Raw genomic sequence first — 15,068 nt, 5'->3', positions numbered from 1 at the left:
TTGCGTTTTATCGCTCTGGCCGCTTGAACGGGCGCGAGGGCCACCGCGAGCTGCGGGGTCGCCTCTGCCCTGGCTTTTTTTCCGACATCGCCTTGAGGTGCGCTCGGTGCGAGTCCCTCAGGTCGCGCGTGCGCTGAGCCCGCGATTTGTCGTGGTCCTTCCGGAGCAGGTGCTTCTTCTCGACGGCGGGCCCGTTGGTGCTCTCGCTGTGGTGGCAGGGCGAGACGGCGAACAGGAAGTCCGGGTCGAGCTGCGCCGGGATGTAGTCCTTGCCGTCCTCGCGGATGGGCCGCGTGGCGAGGCCGGGGATGTGGTGCCACTCGCAGTCCCAGATGGACCCGAGCGGGGCGCCGCTGAGGTAGCAGCGCCCGGCCTGCCGGGCGAAGATCGCTTCCTTCAGGCGCTTGCCGGGCTGCCGGCGCCGCGGCTTCGGCTGCTCAGGCCCGGCCATGGGCAGGAGACGCGGCGTGGAGCCCCGAATCGAATCGCTCGATGGCGACCCGGCGCATGTCGCCCGTCACGGCGGCAAGGCCGCGATCGGCGTGCTCCAGCGATTCGGCCCGGTCGCAGACCATGTTCGCCAGGATGGTCTGCATCACTGCCGCTACATCGATCCGCTGCTCGCCCCTGAGGAGGTCAAGCACCTTGTCCCGCAGTTAGAGCTGCCGATCGCGGCTGCCGGCCCACGCGCGCCCGGTCGTCTGCCCGATCAGCTCGGCCATCCGATCCTTCACGGCGTCGCTCAGCGCCTCGTTGCCGAGCTCTACCAGCAGCTGCCGGGCGAGCACGTGGGTCTCGTTGATCAGCCGGCGCGCCCGGCCGGCATTCGGCGCCGAGGTGTGCGCGCCGTTGGCCAGTGCGGTTGCGATGGCGACGCCGATGACGCCCCAAGATGCGCCGGACGCCGCGAGGATCTTCTCGATCTGGTCCGCGAGGACGCCGGCCTCGGCCAGCTCCCGGGCTTCCTGCTGTCCGATCTTCATAGCTCCACCATCCTCCGGTCGACCAAGCCCAAGAAGCACGTGGCCGTGGCCGCCGCGTCCCCGAGGGCGTCATGCTGGTTGCTGTGCTCCTGGCCCGTGAGGAGCTTGTGCAGGCGGGCCAGCGACGGCCATTTCCCGTCGCTCGTCATGGCCGCGCCGGTCCGCATGGTGCAGAAGCGGCGCAGGCGCGTGCGTCTCAGGCCCTCGTCCCGGGCCTTGAGCAGCATCAGCTCCCGCTGGATCAGCGCGGCATCGTTCGAGAAGGAGTGCGCCACCACGGTGCGGACGCAGCCGAGCGCCGACACGAAGTCGAGCAGAGCCACCTTCGCGTCGACACCCCACCGGGCGCAATCCTCGGTGCTGTAGCCGTGGACCGCCTGCGCCTCGGGCGTGATCTCCCAGCCGTCCGGCCGGATCAGCGAGCAGTACGTGTGCATCAGCCGCCGGTCGGTGGAGTGCACGACGAACCCGAGCTGAACGATCCGCGGCTGCACCGGATCGTCCAAGGGCTTGTCGCGCACTACCAGTCCCGACGTCTCCACGTCGAAGGTCAGGACGCTCATCGCGGATTCCAGTAGAAGGTGTGCACCACCGCATCGGCCGAGAGGCGCGCGGGATTGGCGCGCTCGCAGATGAATCGGGCGGCGTAGCGCGCCCCTGCCCTGATCGGTCGCCGCACCTCGACGATCAGGAAGGCCGTCCGGCCCCGGGGCGCCTTCACGTAATGGCCCGGCACGGGCAGCTCGCCGTGCCAGGACGTCATGGTGAGGGTGCAGAGGCCGGGAGGCATCACGCCGGCTTCGAGTTCTTGATCCGGAAGCGCACCGTGCGGATGTTCAGCGCATCATCCTGCGGCAGCTGTGCGATCTTGCCGGACTTCTCCAGGGCCTCGTACCGATCCTGCACCTCCTGCTTGTTCTTGGAGCTGTCGAGGTCGATGACGATCTCCTCCCAGATCTTCCGCGCCGCCGGATCGCTGGGGGCCACGTCCGAGCACCGCTCGATCATGGTGGAGACCGGAGGTGCTGCAGCGGGCGCGGGCTCCGGCCTCGCCGCGGCCGGCTGCGGCGTCGGATCAGGTGAGGCGGGGCGGGCCGCCGGGGGCGGCGGGTCCGGCTGCTCCCCGTTCTTGGCGGCCTCGTAAGCGCTGGCCGCCTGCCTCTGGCTGCGCGCGGCCTCCTCCTTGCCGATCTCCTCGGCTCGCGCGCCGTAGATCTCGCCGACTTCGCGCTCCTCCGCCTCGTTGAGTTTGCCCTCGAACTTCGGGCCGTAGGAGACGGCGAGCGCCCTCAGCTCCTCACGCGTGTTGCAGCGCGCGCAGTCGTTCTCCCAGAAGCGGAGGAGCGCACCGACCGAGAGGGCGTTCGGAGGCGCCGGCTCGGGCGACGGGGCCGCGGCCGGTGCGGGCTGCGGCTGCGGCTGCGGCTGCGGGGCCGGCTCCTCCCGGTGCGTGGCCGCCGCCGCATCGGCATCGCGGTCGCGCCGGGTGCCGCGCTGCCGGGGCTCCTCCTTCTTCGCCTCGGGCGCCTTCCGGCCGGGCCGGGCCGGCTCCGGGTCAGACGCGCGCTGCTGGGCGACTGGTGCAGGTTCGGCTGGGGCTGGATCGGGCCGGGCCGGCTGCTCCACGGCAGCCGGTGCCTGCTCCTGCTGTCCGCCGGCCGGCTCGTCCTTGCCGTCGTCCTCCTGCGCGGCCAGCGGCGAGCCGCCGAGCGCACGCGTCGTGATGCGCGTGTCGCCGAACTGCGCCTCCACCGTGGTCTCGCCCTCGCGGATGGCGTTGAAGGTGCCGAGCAGATCCACCAAGTGGTCGGCCGTGATCTCGTTGATGCTGGCGACGCCGAACTTCTTGAAGACCTGATCGGCTGTGACGCCCAGCATCGAGAACTGCCCGACCGCCTTGATGCGCCGATCGTTGAGGGTCTTCACGTCCCCCACGATTCGGCTCATGCAGGCGTCGAAGGCCGGTCGCCAGATGAAGGGCGGGATGCACTTCAGCACGCTGTCGCGCTGCGCGATCGAGGCGGCCGCCATCATGGTGACGCCGATCAGGTCCGCGTCGTAGCGCTTGCCGCCGCTGTTCGTGATGCGGCGGGTCACGTCCTGCGCCCAGACGTTGTTGCTCTGGAGATCGTGGCACTCGCCGCGCACCACGATGAAATCCCGGCCCTCGTCCACGATCCGGGCATCCACGCGCAGGTGCCCCCACGAGGCCGCCAGGATCTCGGCGAAGCGGATCGAGGGGCCGCGGATCGTCTTGCCCCCGCGGCTCAGGGAGTAGATGCACGATTCGGCGGTCTGATCGTCGCCCGTGCAGTACTGCACGAGGTTGCGCGACACCTGCTGCAGGCTGCGGGGGTAGGCCTTCGCCGTCGAGATCTGGACGTCGATAGCCGCGCGGGTCGCGGCATAGGTCCCGGTCTTCTGCAGCTCCATCCGACCGGCAAACCCCGGCTGGTTCTGGCTCGGGCTGTCGTCGTCATACATCGGCGTTTTCCTCGGCAACGGGGGCGGGAGGGTTCAGGGCGGCGCGGAACACGAGGGCCACGCAGCCGAAGGCGATGCCGGTCGAGAACCCGGCCTGAGCAGCATGCTCGTTCCCGTCAGCTCTCAGCCGGCCAGCTTCCACGGCGAGGCCGGCCGCCGATTCCTCGAAGGCGGTGGCCACTCGCTCGAAGAAGGCGGCGAGCTCGGGAGGCAGCAGGCCGGCTTCGCGCAGATCGGGGATCGGCAGCTCGGCGCTCGGGACGAACGTCTGGATGCGCCCGTCCCCGCCGGTCCTGGTCGCCCAGCCGTTCTTCCGGGCCCGATGCCGGGCGGTGCCGTATGTGATGCCGAGCCGGCTGGCGGTTTCGTCATAGGTCAGCCACTCGCCATCACGGTTCACAGCAGCCATCGCGGCACCTCGTCGATCGAGAGTTCCTGGGGCTCCTCGAGGCTCACCCACGGACCGGCCGCGCCGAAGTGGTTGTGGTAGGTGGTGAAGGTGTCGAGGGCGGCCTCGACATCCCGCTGAGCGATCTCGATGAGAGGGTTCTGGGGCTGCAGCAGCTTTGCCTGCGCGTAGGGCGAGCCCTGGGATTTGAAGAAGACGAAGGCGAACAGCATCGTCTGCGCGGTCGCGACGCGCTCCAGCCATTCCCGGTCGACGAAGCCGTGCACGATCCCGTCCCGGATCATGCGCTTCGCGTGCGCCAGCCCGTCCATGTAGTGGGCGGCCTGATGCTTGTAGCCGGCCGCGGCCTCGGTCACCGCCTGCGCGAGGGGCTGGCCCGGCTTCACCCGGCCGAAGCTCTTGAGGTCCGAGATCACCGCGCAGCGCCGGTCCTGCCAGCGGACCACCCGGAGATAATCGAGGCGCGCCTTCAGCCGGACGCCGCGCCGGATCCAGAAGATCGACACCTCGCTCTGGCCGCCCGCGAAGGACCGCGCGAGGTGCGGGTTCTTCGTGATGTAGGCCGACGCCAGCATGATGCGGCGATAGGCGGTGTCGGTCAGGATCTCCCGGCCGTTCCGCTTGGCCTCGGCGAGGATGACGTCCTGGATCTTCACACCGGGATCGATCGCGTGGATGCGATCCGCCATCGATTCCTTGGTGCCCTTGTCGAGCAGGCCGCGGTTGCGCAGCCACACCTTCATGTCCTCGGCGGTGACCAGGACGTCGGGCCCCTCCGGCTTTGGCGCGTAGAGGCCCTGGAAGGCGTTCGTCCCTTCGAGCACGAGCTTGTGCACCGCCCGGCCGAACGTCAGCGCGTCGGTATCCTCCTGCGTCTCGGGATCCGGGTTGCCCGCCCACGTCCAGTGGAACTCGGACGGGGCCACGAGCAGCCGGCGGAGATCGGTCGACCCGAGCGCCGGATCCGCGTGGTAGGCGTCCTCCGAAAGTCCGAAGTAGACGCCGGGCTCCATGCCCTCGTGCGGAATCACCGGCTGCATGGCGCGCTCACCACGAGGTTGGCGATCAGGCCGATGACGGCGAGGGCGACCCAGAGCGCTAAGGGCGAGTGCCCCGCCGCCGCGACCAGGACGAGCAGCCCGACGAACGCGAGACGGGAGGTGACGGGCTTACGCAGCATCGTGGTTCTCGGCAGCGGTTGGCGCTGAACCTGCACGATTGGCGTTTCATCGTCAACAAACGCAAACGCGTTGGCGTCTATTGCGCAACGGTTTGTGGTGCGGCACAAAAGGAAAGGGGCCGCCCCGAAGGACGGCCCCCAAACCCGAACGGATCTCTCGATCCCTGGACGCTGAAACCCGCCAACCCCAACAGACCGACGCGGTGTAGGAGCCGCGAAGGTTGAGAAAGGCAGGTGCTGCCGGACGCGGCCGGTCTTCCAACAATATAGCTGTCTGCGCTCAGCCGCTCAAGGCGGGCCGATGCTTGCGTTGATGATTTCTGCCCACGTCTGGACCCGAAAACGCCATTGCCGCGGATCGCATCTCCGGGAACCGGCGCGGTGCGTTCGACTGGCTGGGCCAGCGTGGGATGGAGATCAAGCCCAAGGGGTCTCGTCGAGAGAGCACATGCCCCGATCTCCCAGCAACGGATTGCTGAAAAAGTCGCTCGTCGCCAAGGGACCGTTCCCGCTGGTGGCGCGGGCTCTGCAACTCCCGGCTCCGTCCGGCACGCAGAATCCCCGCAAGACGCCTCCTTCTCCTTTTTTGAGGAGAGGGCTAGGTCTCGTCTTGCGGGATACACTCCCTCACCATCCAGCACGAACCCCTGGTTTAAGGATAAGGCAGAACGGTTCCGTCCCTAAAATTGATGATGTTGAAGAATCACGGTTCCGTTTTCTGAGCGATTCCGGATGTAGCGCAACCGCCGCGCGCGAGCGGCGCCCGATCGCACAACCACAGCGACCGATCACACGGCGATCCGTTCACGAAATTGATCCAAGCTGCGGCTGCAGGCGTCTGAGCCTTGCGCCAGATTGGCGTTTATGCTGCAACGTCGCCAACGCACGGCGGTGTGAGAATCCTCACCCGGCGCCTTCCGGACGATCAGCAAGGGAGACCTGCATGGCACCGATCATCGGCTTCAATTCGCGGACCGGAGGCAGCGCGCCGACCGAGAGCGCTGCGCCCAAGAAGAGCGGGAACCCCTTGGATCCGCTGAACGTGCTGGTGCCTGCCGACAACGCGCAGGTCGAGGGCACGGAAGAGCACGTGATCGAGATTGCCCCGCAAAACGCAAACGGATTGACGATAAGCCTTGCGTTGGTGGTGAAGCCCGGTCATGGTGGCGTCAACTCTGCAACGCCCGAGGTGACCTGGGATACGCGGGGGACGGGTTGGCGTATTGAGGGTCCGACGATGGATGCAGATGGCAAGCCGCAGTATGGCGGCTATAAGCCCCGCGCTGCCGAGATGTTCTTGGCGGATTTGCAGATGTTTCTGGACCGGAACCCGAAGTGGGGGCAGATCGCCCTCTTGAAGGCCGGTAATAACGACCATCGGATCATCACGAGGGTCGAGGCTGGAGAGAGCTATCGGCTTGATACGCTCGAGTCCATCGCGGAGACCATGAACAAGGCGGAGCGTGGCGAGTTGAACCCCGACGATTTCCGCAACCTCCGGCGCGACAAGGGCGGAAATGAAGACGGGGTGGAGTCCTCCAGCCAGGGGCGTCCCGCCAATGACCGAAAAGTCCGTTCCCGCGTCACACGAAGCAAACGCTGATCCGATCGGCAGCGGCGATCCCGACACCGGGATGCCGCGCTTCCTGCGGGATCGATCCTCTCAGGGTTCCGCAGGCGAACCCTCCCCCGAGCCGGGCGCCATGCCCACCACCGAAGGCGACGGGGACGGGACCGGGTTCATGGACCCCGAACCTCCCTACAAGGCGAACGACGCGGATACCCGGGCGGCCGAGCAGGTGCTCGAGCGCCAGGCCTCCGGCCACACGGCCGAGGATGTGCTCGGGTTCACCGAGCAGCCCCTCGTAGTCGGCGACGTCGCCCGGGTCCGCTTCGGCACGAAGCGCAACCAAAGCGAGAAGAACGGCACGCTCCTCTCGATCGAGGATGCGACGAACGCGCGCGTGCGCCTCCACGGCTCGAAGGATCCGCTGGGCGAGGTGTTCCCGATCACCCGGATCGCGACCGAGCCGGTCAACGGCGGCAAGCCGACGACCACCAAGGCGTCCCAGCGCGAGGCCGGGAAGCATGCCGTCCACATGACGGAGTACCGCGAGGCCAAGGCCGGCAACGCGCCGGCCGCGGCGCGGCCGTCCGATGGGTTCGCGCATGCCAAGGCGGCTGCCGACGACGAGGAGGCCCCGCTCCCGAAGCGCGCCCTGCGCAAGGGCGACAACGGCGGCGTGTCCGAGTCGACCATCCTCCGCCACCTCGGCGTGATCCGCGCGGCGAAGGAGGCCGTGGCCTCGGCCACCGGCAAGCTGCGGGAGAAGGTCAAGAAGGCCAAGGACGACGGCGTCGACACCAAGACGCTGAACAAGCTGCTCGACGAACTCAAGATGTCGCCGGACGAGCTGACCGACAACATCAACCGGGAGAACGATTACCGCCGCGCGGTCCATCTGCCGGCTGCCGCGCACATCCATGTGTTCGGCGAGGAGGATCGGGACACCCACGAGAAGCGGGTCAACCACGCCAAGGAGGCCGGGTACCAGGCCGGGTACCGCGGCGCCGACATGAGCAGCAACCCGTATCCCGACATCAACGACCCCTGCCACCAGGCCTGGAACGAGACCTGGAAGGTCGCGCAGGGCCACCTGCTCGGCCGGGGCATCAAGGCGCTCGACGCGTGACGTGCATCGTCGGCCTCGAACACGAGGGCCGGGTCTACATCGGCGGCGATAGCGCCGGTGTGGACTCCCGCTACGCGCTGACGGTGCGCGCCGACGAGAAGGTCTTTGCCCGGGACGGCGTCGTCATGGGCTTCACCTCCTCGTTCCGGATGGGCCAGCTGCTCCACTACGCCCTGGTGCTGCCGCGGCAGGCGGAAGGCCAGGACGACATGGAGTTCATGGTCACCACCTTCATGGACGCCGTGCGCACCTGCCTGAAAGCCGGCGGGTACACGAAGGTGGAGAACGCGGTCGAGGAAGGTGGCACCTTCCTGATCGGTCGCAAGGGGCGGCTCTACACCATCCAGGACGACTTCCAGGTGGCGCGCGCCTCACTCCGCTTCGATGCGGTGGGCTGCGGCGACCTGATCGCCCTCGGTGCGCTGTGGGCGAACGAGAAGTCGGAAGGCATCCACACGCCTGAGGGTCGGGTGCAGCATGCGCTGATGGCCGCCGAGCAGATGAGTGCCGGCGTCCGCGGCCCCTTCAAGATCGTCTCGGCCTGAAACGGTACCGCTGAACCGGGCATCGGGCCCACGGGAGAGCCAGCATGAGCGAAACGATCGAGAAGCCCAAGGTCACCCTGATCCAGGGACAGGACACCCGGGTGCAGCGCGTGCGCGTCGGCGATGTCGAGGTGCAGGTGCTGAACGCCGGGGTGGTGATCGTGGGCGGCAAGATGGCGGTGGCCATGACGATCATCGACGCCGAGATCGGGACCGAGCTCGCCGACGAGCAGGCGCCGGCCGCCTGATGCGTGTGCTGGGCATCGATCCCGGCAGTGCGGCCGGGTACGCCTACGGGCTACCCGGCCAGCAACCGAAGAGCGGCACCATCCGCCTCGATTCCGGCATGTCCAACGGCCGGCGCTTCGCGACCCTGGAGGGCCGCATCCGGAACCTAATCGGCGTCTACGAGATCGACATGGTCATTCTGGAGGCGCCCTACATCCAGACCGATCCGAGCAGGTTCGACATCCAGGTGGTGCGCCTCGGGTACGGGTATCAGGCTGCGATCCTGATGGCCTGCGAGAAGGAGGGGATCGGCGCCGAGCGCATCACGCTGGTCGAATCGACGGTGTGGCGAAAGTACGCGCTCGGCCGCGGCAACGCCCCGAAGGATGTCCGGCCCTTCAAGGATGGCCGCGAGTGGCTGAAGCAGGAGGCCATCAAGACCTGCGACAAGCGCGGTTGGCCGATCCGCTCTCAGGACGAGGCCGAGGCCTGCTTGATCTGGGAGTGGGGCTGCGAGCAGATCGAGCCCGGCGTCACCCTCGACCGCCTGCCGCTCTTCGAGATGACGACCCTATGATGCACAGGATGGCCCGAGGCCATCCGCCCATCATGTTGCCCATCATCATCGTCCGCGCTAAATCATCAATCCGTTGATGATTTTATCAGGCGGAACATGCCGATGGCAGCCGCGGCGCCCAAGACGACCGACCGCAACGAGCTGATCCTGAGCCTCTGTGGGGAGCACGACTCGGCGACGATCGCCGCGCGGGTCTACCGAGAGCTGGGCGCCTACCTCACTCCGAACGCGGTCAACTGCGTCATAGACCGGGCGAAAAGGGCTCAGGATCCCCGTGCGTTAGCCCGCAAGAGCCGGCGGGGCCGCCGCAGCTCGTCGCCCTGGAACCGTCCCCGGAAGAAGAGCGACGGGCCGCCGAAGCCCGTCCTGGCCGTGGACCTTCCCGAGCCGGAGGTGCTTCCGCCAACGGCTGTCTTAATCATCAACGCGTTTGCGAAAAGCTGCAGATTCCCTTTGCGCGGGTCGGGCATCGGCCTTATCGTTTGCGGTGCCGACGTTGCCGAGAAGAGCTCGTACTGCCCGGAATGCCGGAAGCGGACGATCCTTCAGGACGAGGGGAGTAGGGCCCCTGCAGCTGCCGGCATCCCGAACGACCGGACGCTGAGAAGCAATGAAGATCGTGCAGTTCCGCGCGCGCAGCCGCGCGTCGAGCAACGTGTTGCCGTTCCCGCAGGCCGACCGAAGCGGGAGAAGCCCGTCACCGCAGCGAGGACCCGGGGCCGCCCGAAGGTACGGGCTGGCATCGACGGTGTTGATCTCGCCGGCCTCCCGCCTCTTCCCGTTCGCATGCGGCGTGGCCCGCGCGTCCTGGAGCCCAAGCCTCCTCAGCGGACGTTCTTCGATCGCGGTCAGCTCGACCTGTTCGGTCCAGCCACCTGCGCCGGCTACATCGACCGAGGCTTCCGAGATTACGGGGGCCGCACATGGCTGACGGCGAGCGCCTTCCGGCAGGCCACTTCTTCGCCGGGCTGAAGCGGAACGGCTACCCGGTCATCATCACCGACCCGCCCTGGAGCTTCACCACCAGGTCCGAGGCTGGGCAAGGCCGGTCGCCGAGCCAGCACTACAGGACGCGTCCTCTCTCCGAGATCATGACCGACCCGGTCGCGGATCTCGCTGCGCCGGACTGCCACCTGTTCCTCTGGACGACGGGCCCGATGGTCGCCGCCGGGATGCACGTGGAGGTGCTGAAGGCGTGGGGCTTCAAGCCTTCCTCTCTCGCCTTCGTCTGGCTGAAGACCAACGACCCCGACGCGATTCGCTACGCGGACTCGTGGGACGAGGTCTTCTTCATGGGCAACGGCTTCACCACCCGGCAGAACGCCGAGCTGGTGATCCTCGCCCGCCGTGGGGCGCCGAAGCGCATCGCTACCGACGTCCGGCAGGTGATCGTCACGCGGCGCTGGGAGCATTCCCGCAAGCCGGCCGAGCTGCGCCGCCGCGTCGAGCGCTACACCGGGGCCAAGGGTGTCGAGCTCTACAGCCGCTCCAGCGGTCCCGGCTGGGACGTGTGGGGCGACGAGGTCGGCAAATTCGACGTGGTCGGGTGACCGCCATGAGCCAACACGACCTCTTCGCGGCGGGGGCTCAGCGGCTCGTCTATGACGATGCTGTCGCTCTCACCCTGGCCTCGCTCCGGGCCTATGGCTCGACGCATCGCCACTGGTGCATCGCGTGGTCCGGCGGCAAGGATTCGACCGCGACCCTGACGCTCGTCATCCACCTGATCGAGACCGGCCAGCTCGACCGTCCCGAGACGCTGACCGTCTACTACGCCGACACCCGGCAGGAGCTGACCCCGCTCGCGATCGCGGCGGCCGAGATCATGGCGCAGCTCGCGCGCTACCCCTGGATCCGCCTGCGCGTGGTGACGGCTCCGCTCGACAAACGGTTCCTTGTCTACATCCTTGGCCGGGGCGTGCCGCCGCCGAACAACAACACGCTCCGCTGGTGCACCCGCCAGATCAAGGTTGATCCGATGGCGGCAGCGATCGAGGCTGACCTGGTGTCAGCGCCGGCCGACGACCTCGGCCACAATGGCGGCCCGCCGCTCGACCACGTCGTCCGCGGCGCCGACGGCGAGAGCTTCGTCATCCCGGCGAGCGAGGCGGCTACGGTCCTGATGATCACGGGCGTGCGCCAGGGCGAGAGCGCGATCCGCGACCGGCGCATCGAGATGAGCTGCTCGAAGGACGGTGCTGAGTGCGGCCAGGGCTGGTATCAGCAGGTGCTGCCGAACGCGAAGGGCATCCGCGGCCGAATCGCGACGCTCGCGCCTTGCCTGCATTGGCGCGTCTGCAACATCTGGGACTGGCTGAAGATCTTCGCGCCGATGCCGGCCTATGGCGGCTGGGCAACCGCCGGCATCGCCGACGCCTATGGCGGTGATGATGCCGAGGACCTTAACGCACGCACGGGCTGCAACGGCTGCCCGCTGACCGAGAAGGATACGGCGCTCGACAACGTCCTCAAGCAGCCGGCCTGGGCCTACCTCGCGCCGCAAAAGCGCCTGCGGCCGATCTATCGGGCGCTACGGCGGCCAGAGAACCGGCTGCGCAAGCCGGGTGCCGAGATCCTGAAGGACGGTTCGCTCGCCAAGAACCCGCAGCGGATGGGGCCGCTTACCTTCGAGGCGCGGCTGTGGGCTCTCGGCGAGATCCTGGCCATCCAGGCGGAGGTGAACGCAGCCGCTGATGCGCAGGGCCGGCCCCGCCTCGACTTGCTCAACGCCGAGGAGGAGGCGCGCATCCGCGAGTTGATAGCGGCCGGCACCTGGCCCCAGGGCTGGGAGGGTGACGAACCGACCGCTGACACGCCGCTCGATGCCGTGTTCCCGGACGGGACCGTGCAGCCGCTGATGGTCTAAAGATCATGCAGATCCCGACCCCATACAACATCGAGGCCGAGCAGCAGATCCTTGGCGCGCTGCTCGTGCGCGACGAGATCTATCACGACATCGCGGCCGAGGTCGGCGGCGAGGACTTCTACGACCGGACGCACGCCGCCCTCTTCCGGACGATTAACCTGCTCGTGGACACCGGCAAGCGGGTGAACGCCGCCATCGTGCTGGACTTCCTACAGGCCGACGACAAGGGCGTGCGGGTCAAGCCCGACTATATCGAGGTGCTGATGGATGCCGTCATCGATCTCGGTGACACCATCCACTACGCGAAACAGGTCCGCGATCTCGCCCGCCGACGCCGCTGGATCGACGCCGCAGTGGACGGCATCACGAGGATCGGCCGGCTCGACCCGCTCATGTCGGCGCAGCTCGTCATCGACGAGGCGGACGTCCAGATCCTGAATTCCTCAAAGGTCGATGTCAGCGCGGTCCGCACCATCGGCGAGTGGGCGCAGCTCGCCACCTCGAGGGCGATCGCAGCCCTCGACCGTCCCTCCGCCGAGACCAACGGCATCAAGTGGGGGCTGACCGCCGTGGACAATGTCGCGGGCCCGCTTCTGCCCGGCAAGCTCGGTGTGGTCGGCGGCCGGCCGGGGTCAGGGAAGTCCGCGCTCGTCGGCCAAGCGGCAGAGAAATTCGGGACGCAGGCACCCGGCTACATCCAGTCCCTGGAGATGGACGGGGAGGAGTGGGCGATCCGCTCCATGTCGCAGCATCTCGACATCCCGGCATGGCGGATCGAGCACGCCCGCATCAACATCGCCGACGCCGAACAGCTCGATACTACCGCGCGCGAGCTTCGCAGGCTGCCGGTCTGGATCGACAAGAGCCCGCGCATGGATATCGAGAAGATCCGTGCCCGCGCGATTCGCTACAAGCACAAGTTCGGCATCAAGTGGATGATCGTGGACCACATCCACATCATCGAGCCTTCGTTCAAGCGGCAGGAACGCTCTGACATCACCGCGAAGGCAGCGGAGGAGCTGAAGAAGATCGCCAAGGAACTCGGCATCGCGGTGATCGCTCTCGCGCAGATGAACAAGGAGGTCCGGTCGCGCGACGACGGCCGGCCACGCTCCGGCGATCTCATGTTCTACTCGTCGATTGAGCCGCACGCCGACTGGATCATCTTCACGCACCGCCCTGAGATCGCGCACGCCGAGCGCAAGCCGGACATGACGAACCCGGACTCGCTCGATGTGAAGAAGTGGCAGGACAAGATGGCCCTCCTAGAGGGCAAAGCCGAGATCATTAACGGCAAGCGCCGCGGCGGAAAAGCTTATCAAACTCAGGAATGCCAGTTCATCGGCGAGACCATGCGCTTCCGAGATCTTGGCTTGAAGGAACTCCCCCTCTCCGCTGCCGAAGAGATGGCGCGGTGGTGAACCCGCATCGTGAGGAGACTCTGCGTATGCCCCGCATCACTCCGGACACCATCGAGCGCATCAAGGAGCGCCTGACCGTCTCCCAGGTCGTCGGCCAACGCGTGCAGCTGCGCCGCGCCGGCCGCGAGTGGCGCGCGCTCTCACCCTTCACCAAGGAGAAGACGCCGAGCTTCTTCGTCAACGACCAAAAGGGCTTTTGGCACTGCTTCAGCTCGGGCAAGCACGGCAACATCTTCGACTTCGAGATGGAGCTGTCGGGCTGCACCTTCCCGGAGGCCGTGGAGCGCCTGGCCGCGGATGCCGGCGTCGATGTGACCCGGGATGGGGTGTCGCGCGAGACCGCGGAGTCGAAGGTGGCCCGCGCCTCGGCGATCGAGGTGCTGGAGTGCGCGCAGGCCTTCTTCGTCGACCAGTTCCGCCGGTCGGAGGAGGCCATCGCCTTCGTGCGGCGGCGGGACCTTCGGCGCCGAATCGTGGGACAGCTCGGCATCGGCTGGGCGCCGGATGGCGGCCGCGCGCTCCTGGAGCACCTTGCCGACCATGGGTTCAGCACCGCCGACGCGGTCGCGGTCGGGCTCGCCACCGACCCCGAGGACCCCACGGCCCCGAAGCGCGACTTCTTCCGCCGCCGGATCACCTTCCCGATCCGCAACCGGGCCGGCGAGGTCATCTCCTTCGGCGGCCGGGCCATGGAGGGCGGCCAACCGAAATACCTGAACGGCCGGGAGACCCCGCTCTTCGACAAGGGCCGCAACCTCTACAACATCGACCGGGCCCGTGCGGAGATCGCGCGCAGCGGCGTCGCCATCGTCGTCGAGGGCTATATCGACGTGGCTTCCTGCGTGCAGGCCGGCATCGAGAACATCGTGGCGCCGCTCGGTACCGCCATGACGGTGGAGCACCTGCATGCCTTATGGCGCGCGGCGCCCATGGTCCTCTACATGGCGGATGGCGATGACGCCGGCAGCCGCGCCGCGGACCGGACGCTGGAGACCGCCCTCCCCTGGATCTCCGGAGACCGGCGCATCGCCTTCGCCGTGATGCCGGCCGGGACCGACCCGGACACCCTGGTGCGCAGCGCCGGCACGAACGGCATCCGCAGCGTCCTGCGCTCGGCACAGCCCACGGTCGACCGCCTCTGGCAGATCCTCAGGAAGGAGACTCCCGGCGACGGGCCCGAGGACCGAGCGAAGCTGGAGACCGAGATCCGCAGCCGCCTCGAGGTGGTGGGCGAGCCCGCCATGCGGCGCGCCTTCACGGACGAGCTGGGGCGCCGCGCGCGCCGCCTCGGCATGGCTCGCCCGCAGCTCGGGCCCAGCGAGATTGAGCGCCGGTTCCGGCCCACCGTGCCGCCGCGCGAGGCCGCCCTCATCATCGCCATCATCGAGCACCCCGAGTATCTGGAGGCGGAGCTCGAACGCTTCAGCGCCCTACGGCTGGCCGCGCCGATCGCGCAGGCGGTGCAGGAGCGCATGATCACCAACGCGTCGGCCGGGAACGCGCCGATCGCCGGGCCCGAGGAGCGGGACATCGCTATCCTCCGGCAGGCCTTACCGCAGCCCCTGCCCTCCTTCGTGCTCCGGCTGGATCTCCAGGCCTTCCAGGCGGCCATGTCCCTGAGTGCTGCGCAGTCGAGCCGCCGGACCCTGCGGGCGAGCTTCCACGCCTCATCCTGAGGTGCG

19 protein-coding genes are annotated in these 15,068 nt (G+C 68.0%); 10 read left to right on the top strand and 9 right to left on the bottom strand.

What is annotated here, in order from left to right; genetic code table 11:
- Positions 1-7 precede the first annotated feature (7 nt).
- Genes MTDSW087_RS24640 through MTDSW087_RS30435 form a run of 9 tightly spaced genes read right to left on the bottom strand, consistent with a single transcriptional unit; the run spans position 8 to position 5,056 of the window.
- The gene (locus MTDSW087_RS24640; protein WP_144767595.1) at positions 8-451 is read right to left on the bottom strand and encodes a hypothetical protein; all 444 of its coding nucleotides are present in this window, start codon (positions 449-451) and stop codon (positions 8-10) included.
- On the bottom strand, positions 438-644 hold the full coding sequence (locus MTDSW087_RS24635) for a hypothetical protein (protein ID WP_144767593.1): 207 nt from the start codon (positions 642-644) through the stop codon (positions 438-440). The genes MTDSW087_RS24640 and MTDSW087_RS24635 overlap by 14 nt, the downstream gene beginning before the upstream one ends.
- A gap of 12 nt (positions 645-656) precedes the next feature.
- Positions 657-983 carry a hypothetical protein gene (locus tag MTDSW087_RS24630; protein ID WP_144767592.1) on the bottom strand — a complete coding sequence of 109 codons (327 nt, stop codon included), beginning with the start codon at positions 981-983 and terminating at the stop codon, positions 657-659.
- Positions 980-1,546 (bottom strand): 3'-5' exonuclease, encoded by a 567-nt coding sequence (locus tag MTDSW087_RS24625; RefSeq protein ID WP_144767590.1) that lies wholly within the window; start codon positions 1,544-1,546, stop codon positions 980-982. Before MTDSW087_RS24625 ends, MTDSW087_RS24630 begins: the two co-directional genes overlap by 4 nt.
- The gene (locus tag MTDSW087_RS24620; RefSeq protein ID WP_144767588.1) at positions 1,543-1,773 is read right to left on the bottom strand and encodes a hypothetical protein; all 231 of its coding nucleotides are present in this window, start codon (positions 1,771-1,773) and stop codon (positions 1,543-1,545) included. The genes MTDSW087_RS24625 and MTDSW087_RS24620 overlap by 4 nt, the downstream gene beginning before the upstream one ends.
- Positions 1,773-3,467 (bottom strand): hypothetical protein, encoded by a 1,695-nt coding sequence (locus tag MTDSW087_RS24615; protein WP_144767586.1) that lies wholly within the window; start codon positions 3,465-3,467, stop codon positions 1,773-1,775. The genes MTDSW087_RS24620 and MTDSW087_RS24615 overlap by 1 nt, the downstream gene beginning before the upstream one ends.
- The gene (locus tag MTDSW087_RS24610) at positions 3,460-3,876 is read right to left on the bottom strand and encodes an RNA polymerase sigma factor sigma-70 region 4 domain-containing protein (protein WP_144767584.1); all 417 of its coding nucleotides are present in this window, start codon (positions 3,874-3,876) and stop codon (positions 3,460-3,462) included. The genes MTDSW087_RS24615 and MTDSW087_RS24610 overlap by 8 nt, the downstream gene beginning before the upstream one ends.
- On the bottom strand, positions 3,864-4,916 hold the full coding sequence (locus MTDSW087_RS24605) for a PD-(D/E)XK nuclease family protein (protein ID WP_144767582.1): 1,053 nt from the start codon (positions 4,914-4,916) through the stop codon (positions 3,864-3,866). The genes MTDSW087_RS24610 and MTDSW087_RS24605 overlap by 13 nt, the downstream gene beginning before the upstream one ends.
- Positions 4,904-5,056 carry a hypothetical protein gene (locus MTDSW087_RS30435; RefSeq protein WP_186383990.1) on the bottom strand — a complete coding sequence of 51 codons (153 nt, stop codon included), beginning with the start codon at positions 5,054-5,056 and terminating at the stop codon, positions 4,904-4,906. The genes MTDSW087_RS24605 and MTDSW087_RS30435 overlap by 13 nt, the downstream gene beginning before the upstream one ends.
- Before the next feature lie 943 nt (positions 5,057-5,999).
- On the opposite strand from MTDSW087_RS30435, the gene MTDSW087_RS24600 reads away from it, so the two are divergent.
- The 10 genes from MTDSW087_RS24600 to dnaG all read left to right on the top strand — a co-directional run bounded on the left by MTDSW087_RS24600 (position 6,000) and on the right by dnaG (position 15,062).
- On the top strand, positions 6,000-6,659 hold the full coding sequence (locus MTDSW087_RS24600) for a hypothetical protein (RefSeq protein ID WP_144767580.1): 660 nt from the start codon (positions 6,000-6,002) through the stop codon (positions 6,657-6,659).
- A 100-nt stretch (positions 6,660-6,759) separates the two neighbouring features.
- Positions 6,760-7,749 (top strand): hypothetical protein, encoded by a 990-nt coding sequence (locus tag MTDSW087_RS24595; protein ID WP_144767578.1) that lies wholly within the window; start codon positions 6,760-6,762, stop codon positions 7,747-7,749.
- Positions 7,746-8,294: a hypothetical protein gene (locus MTDSW087_RS24590; protein ID WP_144767576.1), complete on the top strand. Its 549-nt coding sequence runs from the start codon at positions 7,746-7,748 to the stop codon at positions 8,292-8,294. Before MTDSW087_RS24595 ends, MTDSW087_RS24590 begins: the two co-directional genes overlap by 4 nt.
- A gap of 44 nt (positions 8,295-8,338) precedes the next feature.
- Entirely contained in the window at positions 8,339-8,542 is a 204-nt protein-coding gene (locus tag MTDSW087_RS24585; RefSeq protein WP_144767574.1) for a hypothetical protein, read from the top strand.
- Positions 8,542-9,099, top strand: a complete 558-nt coding sequence (locus tag MTDSW087_RS24580) for a RuvC family protein (protein ID WP_144767572.1) — start codon at positions 8,542-8,544, stop codon at positions 9,097-9,099. The genes MTDSW087_RS24585 and MTDSW087_RS24580 overlap by 1 nt, the downstream gene beginning before the upstream one ends.
- 102 nt (positions 9,100-9,201) lie before the next feature.
- Complete coding sequence (locus MTDSW087_RS24575) at positions 9,202-10,071, top strand: hypothetical protein (RefSeq protein ID WP_144767570.1); 870 nt, start codon at positions 9,202-9,204, stop codon at positions 10,069-10,071.
- Positions 10,023-10,649 carry an MT-A70 family methyltransferase gene (locus MTDSW087_RS24570; RefSeq protein ID WP_144767568.1) on the top strand — a complete coding sequence of 209 codons (627 nt, stop codon included), beginning with the start codon at positions 10,023-10,025 and terminating at the stop codon, positions 10,647-10,649. Before MTDSW087_RS24575 ends, MTDSW087_RS24570 begins: the two co-directional genes overlap by 49 nt.
- Positions 10,650-10,654: 5 nt before the next feature.
- Positions 10,655-11,965 (top strand): adenine nucleotide alpha hydrolase family protein, encoded by a 1,311-nt coding sequence (locus MTDSW087_RS24565; RefSeq protein WP_144767566.1) that lies wholly within the window; start codon positions 10,655-10,657, stop codon positions 11,963-11,965.
- Positions 11,966-11,970: 5 nt separating this feature from the next.
- Positions 11,971-13,386, top strand: a complete 1,416-nt coding sequence (locus MTDSW087_RS24560; protein WP_144767564.1) for a replicative DNA helicase — start codon at positions 11,971-11,973, stop codon at positions 13,384-13,386.
- 26 nt (positions 13,387-13,412) lie between these two features.
- On the top strand, positions 13,413-15,062 hold the full coding sequence (gene dnaG / locus MTDSW087_RS24555; RefSeq protein ID WP_186383989.1) for a DNA primase: 1,650 nt from the start codon (positions 13,413-13,415) through the stop codon (positions 15,060-15,062).
- The last annotated feature ends 6 nt before the right edge of the window (positions 15,063-15,068 follow it).

Origin of the sequence: Methylobacterium dankookense (assembly GCF_902141855.1) — a bacterium.
Taxonomy (GTDB): domain Bacteria; phylum Pseudomonadota; class Alphaproteobacteria; order Rhizobiales; family Beijerinckiaceae; genus Methylobacterium; species Methylobacterium dankookense.
The sequence above is the reverse complement of the archived record's forward strand: the minus strand, read 5'-3'. Positions and strand labels throughout refer to the sequence as shown.

Coding starts and splice junctions, on each gene's coding strand:
- MTDSW087_RS24640 (WP_144767595.1), bottom strand. CDS start 451: ATGGCCGGGCCTGAGCAGCCGAAGCCGCGGCGCCGGCAGCCCGGCAAG.
- MTDSW087_RS24630 (WP_144767592.1), bottom strand. CDS start 983: ATGAAGATCGGACAGCAGGAAGCCCGGGAGCTGGCCGAGGCCGGCGTC.
- MTDSW087_RS24625 (WP_144767590.1), bottom strand. CDS start 1,546: ATGAGCGTCCTGACCTTCGACGTGGAGACGTCGGGACTGGTAGTGCGC.
- MTDSW087_RS24620 (WP_144767588.1), bottom strand. CDS start 1,773: ATGCCTCCCGGCCTCTGCACCCTCACCATGACGTCCTGGCACGGCGAG.
- MTDSW087_RS24615 (WP_144767586.1), bottom strand. CDS start 3,467: ATGTATGACGACGACAGCCCGAGCCAGAACCAGCCGGGGTTTGCCGGT.
- MTDSW087_RS24610 (WP_144767584.1), bottom strand. CDS start 3,876: ATGGCTGCTGTGAACCGTGATGGCGAGTGGCTGACCTATGACGAAACC.
- MTDSW087_RS24605 (WP_144767582.1), bottom strand. CDS start 4,916: ATGCAGCCGGTGATTCCGCACGAGGGCATGGAGCCCGGCGTCTACTTC.
- MTDSW087_RS30435 (WP_186383990.1), bottom strand. CDS start 5,056: ATGCTGCGTAAGCCCGTCACCTCCCGTCTCGCGTTCGTCGGGCTGCTC.
- MTDSW087_RS24600 (WP_144767580.1), top strand. CDS start 6,000: ATGGCACCGATCATCGGCTTCAATTCGCGGACCGGAGGCAGCGCGCCG.
- MTDSW087_RS24595 (WP_144767578.1), top strand. CDS start 6,760: ATGCCCACCACCGAAGGCGACGGGGACGGGACCGGGTTCATGGACCCC.
- MTDSW087_RS24585 (WP_144767574.1), top strand. CDS start 8,339: ATGAGCGAAACGATCGAGAAGCCCAAGGTCACCCTGATCCAGGGACAG.
- MTDSW087_RS24580 (WP_144767572.1), top strand. CDS start 8,542: ATGCGTGTGCTGGGCATCGATCCCGGCAGTGCGGCCGGGTACGCCTAC.
- MTDSW087_RS24575 (WP_144767570.1), top strand. CDS start 9,202: ATGGCAGCCGCGGCGCCCAAGACGACCGACCGCAACGAGCTGATCCTG.
- MTDSW087_RS24570 (WP_144767568.1), top strand. CDS start 10,023: ATGGCTGACGGCGAGCGCCTTCCGGCAGGCCACTTCTTCGCCGGGCTG.
- MTDSW087_RS24565 (WP_144767566.1), top strand. CDS start 10,655: ATGAGCCAACACGACCTCTTCGCGGCGGGGGCTCAGCGGCTCGTCTAT.
- MTDSW087_RS24560 (WP_144767564.1), top strand. CDS start 11,971: ATGCAGATCCCGACCCCATACAACATCGAGGCCGAGCAGCAGATCCTT.
- dnaG (WP_186383989.1), top strand. CDS start 13,413: ATGCCCCGCATCACTCCGGACACCATCGAGCGCATCAAGGAGCGCCTG.